This is a genomic window from Pantoea sp. PvP021 (assembly GCF_054056055.1).
Genome location: NZ_JBSRXX010000001.1, coordinates 157,310 through 169,875 on the forward strand (window position 1 = coordinate 157,310; position 12,566 = coordinate 169,875).

Annotated in this window: 13 protein-coding genes; 10 read left to right on the forward strand and 3 right to left on the reverse strand. The window is 41.9% G+C overall.

The genetic code is table 11. From position 1 onward, the window contains the following. The 10 genes from rfbA (at window position 1) to gndA (ending at window position 9,683) form a co-directional block, all read left to right on the forward strand. Window positions 1-876: a glucose-1-phosphate thymidylyltransferase RfbA gene (gene rfbA / locus ACVKSX_RS00565; RefSeq protein ID WP_307379259.1), complete on the forward strand. Its 876-nt coding sequence runs from the start codon at window positions 1-3 to the stop codon at window positions 874-876. Next, window positions 873-1,409 carry a dTDP-4-dehydrorhamnose 3,5-epimerase gene (gene rfbC / locus ACVKSX_RS00570; protein ID WP_307379262.1) on the forward strand — a complete coding sequence of 179 codons (537 nt, stop codon included), beginning with the start codon at window positions 873-875 and terminating at the stop codon, window positions 1,407-1,409. Before rfbA ends, rfbC begins: the two co-directional genes overlap by 4 nt. Further along, the gene (gene rfbD, locus ACVKSX_RS00575) at window positions 1,406-2,269 is read left to right on the forward strand and encodes a dTDP-4-dehydrorhamnose reductase (protein ID WP_307379266.1); all 864 of its coding nucleotides are present in this window, start codon (window positions 1,406-1,408) and stop codon (window positions 2,267-2,269) included. Before rfbC ends, rfbD begins: the two co-directional genes overlap by 4 nt. Next, entirely contained in the window at window positions 2,266-3,039 is a 774-nt protein-coding gene (locus ACVKSX_RS00580) for an ABC transporter permease (protein ID WP_307379269.1), read from the forward strand. The genes rfbD and ACVKSX_RS00580 overlap by 4 nt, the downstream gene beginning before the upstream one ends. Window position 3,040: 1 nt before the next feature. Next, window positions 3,041-3,787, forward strand: coding sequence for an ABC transporter ATP-binding protein (locus ACVKSX_RS00585; protein WP_307379272.1), 747 nt, complete (start codon window positions 3,041-3,043; stop codon window positions 3,785-3,787). Beyond that, complete coding sequence (locus tag ACVKSX_RS00590; RefSeq protein WP_307379275.1) at window positions 3,788-5,662, forward strand: rhamnan synthesis F family protein; 1,875 nt, start codon at window positions 3,788-3,790, stop codon at window positions 5,660-5,662. Between the two features lies 1 nt (window position 5,663). Then, entirely contained in the window at window positions 5,664-6,500 is an 837-nt protein-coding gene (locus ACVKSX_RS00595; protein WP_354438180.1) for an NAD-dependent epimerase/dehydratase family protein, read from the forward strand. After that, window positions 6,493-7,401 (forward strand): glycosyltransferase family 2 protein, encoded by a 909-nt coding sequence (locus ACVKSX_RS00600; protein WP_307379282.1) that lies wholly within the window; start codon window positions 6,493-6,495, stop codon window positions 7,399-7,401. The genes ACVKSX_RS00595 and ACVKSX_RS00600 overlap by 8 nt, the downstream gene beginning before the upstream one ends. Beyond that, window positions 7,398-8,171 (forward strand): glycosyltransferase family 2 protein, encoded by a 774-nt coding sequence (locus tag ACVKSX_RS00605; protein ID WP_354438181.1) that lies wholly within the window; start codon window positions 7,398-7,400, stop codon window positions 8,169-8,171. Before ACVKSX_RS00600 ends, ACVKSX_RS00605 begins: the two co-directional genes overlap by 4 nt. Window positions 8,172-8,273: 102 nt before the next feature. After that, window positions 8,274-9,683, forward strand: coding sequence for an NADP-dependent phosphogluconate dehydrogenase (gene gndA / locus ACVKSX_RS00610; RefSeq protein ID WP_010248093.1), 1,410 nt, complete (start codon window positions 8,274-8,276; stop codon window positions 9,681-9,683). Window positions 9,684-9,718: 35 nt separating this feature from the next. Here gndA and ACVKSX_RS00615 read toward each other — a convergent pair whose 3' ends face one another. From ACVKSX_RS00615 to ACVKSX_RS00625, 3 genes are all read right to left on the reverse strand, one after another. Continuing rightward, a complete protein-coding gene (locus ACVKSX_RS00615) occupies window positions 9,719-11,017 on the reverse strand; it encodes a succinylglutamate desuccinylase/aspartoacylase family protein (RefSeq protein WP_354438182.1) in 1,299 nt (432 codons plus the stop codon). A gap of 106 nt (window positions 11,018-11,123) precedes the next feature. Beyond that, entirely contained in the window at window positions 11,124-11,915 is a 792-nt protein-coding gene (locus tag ACVKSX_RS00620; protein WP_010248077.1) for an ABC transporter substrate-binding protein, read from the reverse strand. A gap of 66 nt (window positions 11,916-11,981) precedes the next feature. Continuing rightward, window positions 11,982-12,458: a YbaK/prolyl-tRNA synthetase associated domain-containing protein gene (locus ACVKSX_RS00625; protein WP_354438183.1), complete on the reverse strand. Its 477-nt coding sequence runs from the start codon at window positions 12,456-12,458 to the stop codon at window positions 11,982-11,984. Between the last annotated feature and the right edge of the window lie 108 nt (window positions 12,459-12,566).

Genomic DNA, 12,566 nt, shown 5'->3' on the forward strand with positions numbered 1-12,566 from the left:
ATGAAAGGTATCGTATTGGCTGGTGGATCTGGCACACGCTTGTATCCAATCACACAAGGTGTGTCTAAACAATTACTACCCGTTTATGATAAGCCTATGATTTATTATCCAATCTCTGTGCTAATGTTGGCAGGGATTAAAGATATACTTTTAATAAGCACACCTGAGGATATTTCTGGTTTTCAGCGCTTGCTTGGAGATGGATCAAGATTTGGTATTTCCATTTCTTATGCAATTCAACAGTCTCCAGACGGGCTTGCCCAAGCTTTTTTAATCGGAGAAGCTTTTATTGGAAATGACAAATCAGCACTTATCCTAGGTGATAATATATTCTTTGGGCAAAGTTTCGGACAAAAACTAGAAGATGCTGCTAATTTGCAGACTGGAGCGACAGTATTTGGCTATCAGGTTCAGGATCCTGAAAGATTTGGTGTAGTTGAATTTGATCAAGACTTTAAAGCATTATCTCTTGAAGAAAAGCCTAAAAATCCAAAATCAAACTGGGCGGTTACTGGTCTCTACTTCTATGACGAAAATGTTGTGGATTATGCAAAAGTGGTTAAACCATCAGAACGTGGTGAGCTTGAGATTACTAGTATTAATCAGTTGTACTTAGATAACCAAAAATTAAATGTCGAATTGCTGGGCCGTGGATTTGCATGGCTAGACACAGGGACTCATGATAGCTTGCTTGAAGCCTCCCATTTTGTTCATACAATTGAAAATCGACAAGGATTAAAAGTCGCTTGTCTTGAGGAAATTGCATTCCGTAATGGCTGGATCGGGATTGATGATCTGGTGACACGTGCTGAAGAATTAAGAAAAACAGCTTACGGGAAATATTTGCAATTTTTAATTACGGGTAAACATCAATGAAAGTCACCAATACCAAAATCACAGGCGTAAAAATAATTGAGCCTAAAGTATTCGGAGATGAACGAGGCTTTTTTCTCGAAACGTTTGAAAAGAAACGGTACAGCGAGATGCTAGAAATAAACTTGGAATTTGTGCAGGATAACCACTCTAGATCCCAAAAAGACGTTCTCCGTGGCTTACATTTCCAACGAGAAAAGCCGCAGGGAAAATTAGTAAGAGTAGTAAGCGGAGCTGTGTTTGACGTAGCAGTAGATATTCGTCGTGACTCGCCCACCTTTGGACTATGGGAAGGCGTTCTTCTTTCTGAAGAAAATAAAAAGCAGTTTTGGATTCCACCTGGTTTAGCGCATGGTTTTGTGGTGCTATCAGAGACTGCTGATTTCGAATATAAATGCACTGATTATTATAATCCTCAATTAGAAGCCTGTCTTATCTGGAATGATAAAGACGTCGGAATTGATTGGCCTATTGATACACCGATTTTATCTGAAAAAGATAAAAAAGGATTAAGCCTAGTGAATCTTTATAAATGAGATTATTGATTACGGGAGCAAAAGGGCAGCTAGGTCATAGTCTCATCCAGCACACTCCCGCTGGATGGGAGACGTTTTTTGCCGATAAACTTGAACTGGACATCACTTGCGAAAAAGATGCATTAAGAGTGATACAAGATTTTAATCCAACTATAATCATTAACGCTGCAGCATATACTTCGGTGGACAAGGCAGAAATCGAAGACGCTTTGGCTTATGCTGTCAATGTTGATGGTGCGAGATTTATGGCAAAGGCTGCAAAGCTATGTGGAGCACAGTTTTATCATATGTCCACTGATTATGTTTTTGATGGTGAATCTTCTCTTCCTTATAAAGAATCAGACCCATGTCATCCTATTAATGTATATGGTGACAGCAAAAAAAAGGGTGAGAGTGCAGTACTCGAAGAATATGAATCGGCGGTTATATTAAGAACATCATGGGTTTACAGTGAGTACGGTCAAAACTTCCTTAAATCCATCAGTCAATTATTAGTAGACAGGAAAGATATCAGGGTGGTAGGCGACCAAATTGGTTGCCCTACATACGCTGGGGACATAGCCAAGGTGTTATATAAATTTGCTGAAATAAAGGATTTACCTGGCGGTGTCTATCATTATGCAGGTGATACAAAATTAAGCTGGTACGATTTTGCACTGATGATAGCAAATACTATGCAAATCAAAAATGCATCAATCACTAAGGTAACATCTGATGAATTTAAAAGTCTTGCTAAAAGACCAAAATTTAGCGTGATGGATTGTTCGAAAGCTATTGATTTAAATATGGAGCTATCATGCTTAAAGGAAGGTCTTGATTTAGCTATGAGTAAGTTGGAGTTCTTTGAGAGAAAAGTATGATTTTTTTCACGGAAATTTATAAGTTTCGTACTGTATTATTTCAATTAATACATCAGCAGGTTACTTTACGTTATCGTAGAACGGTTTTTGGTTTTTTATGGACGTTGCTTAACCCATTATTAAACATGGCGATAATTGCTGTTGTTTTTTCGATGGTAATGAAGTTTCAGGTGAATGATTATGCTATATTCCTCTTTTCCGGAATGATTCCCTGGGCCATTTTTTCTAACTCGTTAAACCAAGCATCATCGGCATTGATCGCAAACGAGTCACTTTTCAAAAAAATATATCTTCCCAAGCAGATATTTATCATATCTACCGTCACTACAACACTTATTGATTCTTTATTAAGTACTGCCTGTTTATTCATTATTGCATTGTTTCTTGGTGCTAGTATGACTCCGGCGTTACTTATTCTTCCATTGTCATTTATAATATTTACGGTTTTTGCATTAGGTTTATCTCTGATTCTTTCAATTGTGTCAGTTTATTTTCGAGATGCACAATATCTTGTGGGGGTCGTAATTCAGGCGCTATATTTTGCAACACCGATAATCTATCCAATAACAGCAATTCCCGAAAAGTTTCATTTTATATTTACGAGTAACCCGCTTTTTTATTTTTTAGAATTGTTCAGGCAGCCAATTTACAATGGGAAAATCCCTGACTCATTTACGCTGATGATTTGCTCTTTAATTAGCGTAGTAACTCTGTTTTTAGGTGTTTGGTTCTTTAATAGAAACAGTGCAAAGATTATTTTTAGGCTTTGATATGAATTCGAAAATTATTCTTGAAAACGTTTCTCTTGTTTTTGATTTGCATAAAAATAACAAGAGTTCGCTAAAAGAGATGTTTGCTAATGTTCTGAAAGATAAACATCATGTAAATAAGGCGGAAAAGTTTAAAGCTATTACAAATATTAACTTGGAAATAAATCATGGTGATCGACTCGGAATAGTTGGGCATAATGGTGCTGGAAAAAGTAGTTTACTAAAGATACTATGTAAAATTTATGAACCTTCGAATGGCAAGGTCACAATTTGCGGTAACGTTGCTCCCCTTTTAGAGATAGGCGCTGGATTTAACCCGGAACTGAGTGGCCGCGAAAACATCTATCTTAATGGCGCGATATTAGGATATAACAAAAAATATCTAAAAGCGATTGAAAAAGATATTATTGATTTTTCTGAACTTTCAGAATTTATCGATACTCCTGTCAAATATTATTCTACAGGTATGTATCTTAAACTGGCCTTTGCAATCTCTACCGCGGTACAACCGGACATTTTGATACTTGATGAACTTTTCGCGGGTGGCGACGCAGAATTTGTGAATAAAGCACAAATAAGAATGAAATCAATGATTGAGGACTCAAATATAATGGTTTTTGTTTCCCACCAGACGGAGCTGCTTATGGAGCTATGTAATAGAGTTATTTGGCTTGATCATGGTGTTATCATTGCAGATGGTGAACCAAAAACTATTATTTCTAAGTATTTAAACAAGGATTTTAACTAAATGACTAAGAGGATTGCATTCTACCTATTTTATGATGATGCAGGCATTGTTGATGACTATATTCCTTACAAATTATCTGCATTAAAAGAATTTGTAGATACTATAGTTGTTGTCTCCAATTCTCATCTTAGTATTAGTGGAAGGGATAAGCTTGAGAAATACGCTGATAAGATTTTTTGCCGTGAAAATATTGGCTTTGATGTTTGGGGCTATAAAGAAGGCATGGAGCTTTATGGTTATAAAGAGTTAGCGAAAAATTATGATGAGTTAATCCTCCTCAATTATACTTTTTTTGGCCCGATTTATCCTTTTAAAGAGCTCTTTGAAGCGGCTGACAATAGTAATTGTGACTTATGGGGGATAAGCGAACATGACAAGATGGTTCCTAATCCTTTTACAGGCCATGGGGAATTGCCAAAGCATATTCAATCCCACTTCATTGCTGTTAAGAAAAAACTTCTTTCTTCACCCGAATTTGAGAATTATTGGCAAACAATGCCAATGATTAAAAGCTACACTGATTCTATCCTGCAGCATGAATCCAGATTTACTAAGTATTTTGAAGATAAAGGTTTTAAGTCTTTCAGCTATTTACCTGTCGAGGATTATCCTTCACCATATCCGACATTTATTGATATAAATAAGGCTTTAGAAAACCGATGCCCGATTTTAAAGCGGAGACTTTTCTTTCACGATCCCTTATGGCTTGATGCTAACGCAGTAGATCTGAGAGCAGCTTATAATACCATCAGGGACCATAGTGCGTATGATACAGGATTGATTGATCAGAATGTCCTAAGGACCGTCAAACCCCGTAATCTCTATACCAACTTGGAACTTTTGAAAATATTGCCCGAAACAGGCAGTGTAAATGATATCTCAGCTAAAAAAATAGCTGTTATTGCACATTTATATTATCCTGAAATGATAGATGATATAATCCCATATATTAAAAATATTCCCGTTAGCTTTGATTTATATATTTCTACAGCATCCATTAAAAATAAAAAGTTATTAGAAGGTTCTATTAATGGATTCACGTTAGCTAATAAAAAAGAAGTGAGAGTTGTTGAAAAGAATCAAGGGCGTGATATGTCATCGCTTTTCATCACGTTTAAAGATATTTGTAAGCCAGGTGAATATGATTTCATTTGCCGACTTCACTCTAAAAAATCCCCACAGAATAGCGTCAACTCTTCAAATCATTTCAAAGATCACTTGTATCAGAACCTTTTAGCTAGTCCTGCATATATCAGTAATCTTCTTACTGAGATGGATACTAACAACATTGGTATAGTAATGCCGCCTGTGGTTCATATTTCATATCCTACACATGGTCATGCTTGGTTTGCTAATTATGCTCCTTCAAAAGCGTGGGCTAAAAAGTTAAATATTAATACACCATTTGATGACAATACACCTATAGCACCGTATGGAACCATGTTTTGGTTTAAGCCTGAAGCTTTGGAGTCAATATTTAGTTATCCCTGGAAATGGGAAGATTTTAATGAAGAGCCGGCTCATGTTGATGGAGGATTAGCCCATGTTCTTGAGCGTTTAATCGGCTATGCTGCTGCAAATTCAGGATATTTTTACTACTGTTTTATGACTACGCGTTCGGCAGAAAAAAATTATGCTAAACTTGAATATAAGTTTCAAAGTATTATGTCACAATTGCCTAATGGAGACGTAGTTTATCAGACTAGTAATCTAAGTCATATGAGGGTCAAATCTCTACATGGTCATATTTCCATGATAGTAACAATCTTTAAAGAAAGAATGATGACTAAATCTCCTAAGCTTGCAAGATTACTTCGGGCTCCTTATAAAATGGCTTTAAAACTGTATAAAATTGCATATAAACGGAACCATTAAGATGAACAATATTGCGGTCACTGGCGCATCTGGATACATTGGCAGGCACGTAATAAGTGTTATTAAAGACAACGGTTTTCAACCTGTCAGCGTTGTTTATAGCACCGAAAAAACTATGGTTGACGAATATATCATTAAAATGGATATATTGTCTGCCACCAGGGAAGAGGTTATTAACCATTTTTCTGGAATGAATAGTGTTATTCATCTTGCCTGGCAGTCAGGCTTTAACCATCATGATGAATGTCATCTCAATAATGTTACTCGACATCTTAATTTTATTGAGAGCTTGATGATTGCAGGTGTAAAAAATATATCTGTAGCAGGCACTATGCACGAAGTGGGTTATTTTGTTGGTGAAATAGATAATAATACTCCTTGTAACCCTATTAACCCATATGGTATTTCGAAAAATTATTTAAGACAGGCTTGTCTATATCTCGCTAATAAATACAATTGTAATCTGAAGTGGCTTAGGATGTATTATATTCTTGGGGATGATAATAATAGTAATTCTATCTTTTCGAAAATATTAACAGCTGAGCAGGAAAAAAAAGGTACTTTTCCACTTAATAGTGGTGAGATGCTATATGATTTTATCAATATTAAAGATCTTTCAAATCAAATCTTCGCTGCTAGTAATCAAGATAAAGTTAACGGTATTATAAATTGTTGTAGTGGGAAACCTGTAAGCTTAAGAACGACTGTGGAAAAATTCATAAAGGATAATGCTCTTAACATCAAACCGTTATATAACGTATTCCCTGCAAGAGAATATGATTCCCCTGCCATTTGGGGTAGTTCTAAAATTATTAATAAAATAATGAATAATGATTAAAAGTGCACATAAAAATAACGGCAGTACTGTGGCTGCCGTTATCATTACTTATAACCCTGACTTGAAGAAACTTATGGGTTTGATTAATTCGATCTTAAATGAATGTGATCATATCTATATAGTCGATAATAAAAGTAATGACATTGATTCTATCAAAGTATTTGTTGCCGATAATCATCTTATTACTCTTATTGCTAATGAATCTAATGTAGGAATTGCAGCGGCTCAAAATCAGGGAATAAAGGCATCGTTGTCATCAGGTATGGATTTTACTTTGATGTTTGATCAGGACAGTCTTCCCCCATCTAATTTCATACCAAGCTTGATTAAAGGTTATCATTCAGTTAATGATCTCGATAATGTTGCTGCTGTGGGTCCTAATTTGTTTGACTCTCGTTATAACTTTAATTATGCGTTTATCATTTTGACTAAACTCGGTTTTAGGAAAAAGTTTATTCCTAAAATGGAAGAAAAAGAGCCGGTGAAGGTCTCTTGTTTAATAGCATCGGGGCTACTTATCCATAACAAAGCCCTGGCTAAGATCGGGCTTATGGATGAGGCACTTTTTATTGATTATGTAGATACTGAATGGTGTTTGCGCTGTGAAAGTTTCGGTTATGATATCTTTCTCATACCAACAGTTACACTTGAGCATGAAATCGGAGATTCGACCCTCTCACTAGGAAAATTCAAAGTTCCGGTACATTCACCATGGAGACGATATTATCGAGTAAGAAATGGTTTTAAACTGCTAAAGATGAAGCATGTACCAAAATTGCTTTCGGTAAGAGAGATTTTATTCTCATTTATTCATCAGATTATTTTACTAGTAAATACCAGAGACGCCAAATATTTTAAATATTATATAAATTCAGTCAGAGATGCCTTTAGAAAATCATGATTCATTTTATTATTGTTAGTCACGGCCATGACGATTACATTTATAATTTGTTAAACGGCTTGGATAATATTTATTCTCAAAATTTCCAATTCTACATTAAGGATAATATTGGAAGCGTTGATCTTAAGAAATATTGTAATGAAAGGAATATAGACTATTTATACTCTGGTAAAGCCAAAGGGTTTGCTGCTAACAATAATGAAATGATTGATTTTATAAGTAAGAAATCTGTTGATTGGCAAAGGGACTATTTTATCTTCCTTAATCCTGACATAATTTTGACGGATGATTCAATTTCAAAACTTGTAAAAGTTCATAATGAAAATAAGTATGATCTCTTTTGTGTCGACCTTTTTAAAGATCTTGAATATCTTCATCGAGACCCGTCTGTTCGCCACTTTCCTAAACCTTGGGATTTTTTTACATCTTATCTCTTCAACTTCAATAAAAGCATAATAAACAGAGATAATATTGAAGTTATTACTAGGGTGGACTGGTTTGCTGGATCATTTTTAGCAATTAAATCGGATGTTTTCAAAACACTTCAAGGATTTGATGAAGCATATTTCATGTATTGTGAAGATCTCGATTTATGCCTTAGAGCACATAAAAATGGATTTAAGGCTTTTTACTTGCCTGATATTAAGGTGGTTCACTTTACTCAGCATCAAAATAGAAAACTTTTCAACCAACACATGAGCTGGCATCTCAAAAGCATATTTATTTTGTATTTAAAGAATTTTTACTATTTAATTAAGCATTCTCGATAACCAGGCATATATTTTGAGGGTCACGTCTACATGCTTAGAATGATGTTAACGTTAATTCTTGGCCTGGCGATTTCACCAAAAGTAAGATGACAGGAGTAAATAATGTCCAAGCAACAGATCGGCGTTGTAGGTATGGCAGTGATGGGCCGCAACTTGGCTCTTAACATTGAGAGCCGCGGTTACACTGTTTCTATCTTTAACCGTTCACGCGAAAAGACTGATGAAGTCATCGCCGAGAACCAGGGCAAGAAACTTGCTCCTTTTTACACCGTTGAAGAGTTTGTCGAATCGCTGGAAAAACCTCGTCGTATCCTGCTGATGGTTCAGGCGGGTGAAGCGACCGATAAGACAATCGCCTCCCTGACTCCACACCTGGATAAAGGCGACATCCTGATCGATGGCGGTAACACCTTCTATAAAGATACTATCCGTCGTAACAAAGAGCTTTCTGACCAGGGCTTCAACTTCATCGGTACCGGTGTCTCCGGTGGTGAAGAGGGCGCACTGAAAGGCCCATCTATCATGCCTGGCGGTCAGAAAGAAGCCTACGAGCTGGTTGCTCCTATTCTGGATAAAATTGCTGCACGTGCAGAAGATGGTGAAGCCTGTGTGGCTTACATCGGTCCGGACGGCGCGGGCCACTACGTGAAGATGGTTCACAACGGCATCGAGTATGGCGACATGCAGCTGATCGCTGAAGCCTATGCTCTGCTGAAAGGCGCGCTGGGTCTGAACAACGAAGAGCTGGCTGAGACCTTCACTGAGTGGAACAACGGCGAACTGAGCAGCTACCTGATCGACATCACCAAAGATATCTTCACCAAGAAAGACGAAGAAGGTAAATACCTGGTTGATGTGATTCTGGATGAAGCAGCGAACAAAGGTACCGGTAAATGGACCAGCCAGAGCTCACTGGATCTCGGCGAACCTCTGTCACTGATCACTGAGTCTGTGTTCGCTCGTTACCTCTCCTCGCTGAAAACCCAGCGTGTGGCAGCCTCTAAAGTACTGAGCGGTCCACAGGCGAAGGCCTTCACCGGTGACAAAGCGGAGTTCATCGAGAAAGTTCGTCGCGCTCTGTATCTGGGTAAAATCGTTTCTTATGCTCAGGGCTTCTCACAGCTGCGTGCCGCATCTGAAGAGAACAACTGGGATCTGCATTACGGTGAAATCGCGAAGATCTTCCGCGCCGGCTGCATCATCCGTGCCCAGTTCCTGCAGAAGATTACTGATGCTTACGCAGAAGATGCAGGCATTGCTAACCTGTTGCTGGCACCGTACTTCAAAGATATCGCCGATCAGTATCAGCAGGCGCTGCGTGATGTGGTTTCCTACGCGATTCAGAACGGTATCCCGACGCCAACTTTCTCTGCGGCGATCGCTTACTACGACAGCTACCGTTCAGAAGTGCTGCCTGCTAACCTGATTCAGGCGCAGCGTGACTACTTCGGTGCGCATACCTACAAGCGCATTGATAAAGACGGTGTGTTCCACACCGAGTGGTTAGATTAATCACTAAAAAGGGCTTCCCTCGGGAAGCCCTTTTTTTATCCTACCAGCAAATCCCCGCTCCGAATCTCTCGCTCACCTGCCAGCCTCACAACCAGCATGCCTGCCGTCGCAAACTTAGCCCAGTGTCTCGCATAGAGAATACCGCCATGTTCCGTCACCAGCGGGGTGATCTGGTCGGTTATCGGGTCAACAATCTCCGCCACCACTTCTCCCGGCCGAATCTTTGCGCCCAGCGGTTTACGATGCAGGATCAGTCCGGATACCGGCGAATGAATATATTCACAGCCCGCTAACGGCGTAGGTGGATTTTTCATGGCAGGGGAGGCCGCCGCCGATCCTTCGCTGTGGCGCTCTTTGATGACGCCAGCTTCTCCAGGTGCTTCAGCGATATCTGGCACGTTTAAACCAATCGGGCCGTCATTGATAGCCACGATATCGTCTCCGCCCGCGCTCGCCGGGACCAGTTCGTCGCCACCGATCACGGGCGCAGCCACTTCCACGGAAATCGCTGGCTCGCTGTAGCTGATATAACCGCCTTCCTGTAGCGCTGAAATAATCGCCTCCGCGTCTTTCTCCGCCTGTTCAGGCGACACATCACGCACGCCACGCAACTCCAGCGTCACCGGCAGCAATCCGCGTGGCATCGGATAATCTTTGCCAAACCGTTCCGCCAGCGTCAGCCAGGGTTCGCAACAGGCTTCATCAAACGGTTCACCGCCAGAGATCTGCGCCAGCAGCTGCACCTCGCTGCCTAACCAGCGCGCCAGCGGCTCAATGTCCGGCCAGGCGTGCGGCGTGGTGTACAGATGTGGCACGGCTTCCCAGTCACAGTGCAGATCAATCATCATATCGGCCTGACTGGCCATCCGCATCAGCGTGTGGCGTTGCGCATCCAGCTCGGTTTTTGGCACGGTATCACGATAGTGACGATCAATCGCCTCGCGGATCAGGCTCCGGTTCTGCGATTCACTTTGAGTCAGACTGTCAGCCAGCCCGGCCGCCAGGGTAGTACCGAGTGACGGGAAACGGCGGTTGAAGTCCTGGCCAGAGAGCGTATGGAATCGGCCAAGATGGGTGCCATGCCAGTGCTGTCCCAGCGCCAGCGGATTGGCAACCGGCACCAGGGTAAAAGCGGCTTTAAGTTGACCGGCGGACTCCAGCGCCTGTAGTCGCTGCTTTAAAAACCACGCCACTGCCATACCGGGCAGTTCGTCGCCATGCAGCGCAGCCTGGATATAGACCTGACGCTCGTTGTCTTCCGCGAAATGGAAACTGATGATTTCACGCTGGGTGCCTAAAGAGGCGCTTAACAGTGGATGATGTTGTTGATGCATACCGTGTTAATGTCCTTTAATCGGCAAAGGACGACAGCGCGCCGTCCTGAAAAAGTTAAAGTATAGTGCCGGATCGCGTTGAGGATGAAAAAGGGCGACCGCGAGGTTAAGGCTGGATAGAGATATCCGTAGCAAAATAGCGCTTCTGAATCTGGTCAAAGGTGCCATTCTTTTTGATTTCGACGAAGGCGTTATCCAGTGCGGTTTTCAGCTCGGTATCGCCTTTACGCAGGCCAATCGCCGTGCCGGGGCCGATGATCGGATCCTGTATAATCGGGCCAGCCAGTTCAAAATCTTTGCCCTGCGGATGCTTCAGGAAGCCGATGGCAGCCTGTGCCGCATCGGTGAATACCGCATCCAGTCGGCCTGAAACCAGATCGCTTTCAACCTGTGCCTGATCGCCATAAGGCACTACGGTCACACCGTGAGGCTGCCATTTCGCCAGCGCATAGCGCTCCTGAACCGTTCCCTGTTCTACGCCGACCGTTTTTCCTTTCAGGGATTCAACGGTGGGCAATATGCCAGCACCTTTACGGGCAATCAGCTGGGTGTGGGTGTCATAGAGCGGCGCGGTGAAATCAATCTGCTTCAGGCGCTCTTCGGTAATGCCCATGTCGGACAGAATGGCATCAAATTTACGCGCTTTAAGGGCCGGGATCATGCCGTCAAACTGGCTTTCAACCCAGACACATTTTGCCTGCATCTGAGTACAAAGCGCATTGCCCAGATCAATATCAAAGCCGACCAGCTTGCCCTGTGGCGTTTTCGATTCGAAGGGCGGATAGGTCGGATCGACCGCGAAACGCACCTGTTCGATTTTTGCCTGCGCGCCAAAAGCGCAGCCTGCCATAACCGCCACAGCCAGCGTCTGACGCAGGCGTTGAGTGAAAATGTTCATGATTTTGCTCTTATTCTGTCGTGATGAGTGATTATGCAGAGTATCGCCGGGCTGCCGGGATGGCAATTACTGCGTAATCTTCACCACGTCAGCCGCGCATAACGCGCGATAATCTTCGGTATTCAGGATCACTGAACGTTCCAGCAGACCGACGTTAAACGCGATCTCCGTATAACGTTCAAACAGCGCGGGGTCAACAACCAGTCTGAGGTCGGGATGAAAGCTGAACGGCGGAATCGCCCCGAATACGCAGCCGGTCAACAGATCGGTTTCCGCCGGACTGGCGAGTGAGGCGCGTCTTCCTCCGACCGCGGCCGCGACTTTGCCCAGATCGGCCTGATGATCGGCAGGTAAAACCGCCAGTACATGCTGTTTAACGCCGTTGCCTTTCACATGACAGACCAGCGCTTTAGCACCCTTGCCGATTTCGGTGCCGCGTATCGCCGCGACCGCTTCACATTTACCGGTCGCCTCATGCTCCATCAGGCGATAGCGTGCCTGGTGCTGGTCGAGCAGGGCGATTAATTTCTCATGGGTGGTCACGGTTCTCTCCCTGAGGTTTGAGTTGCCGTCATTGTGCCGGATGGACCTGAGGAATGAGCTGAAGACTGCTCAGAATCCGCATAAAAACGGCATTCTGAGCAGCATATT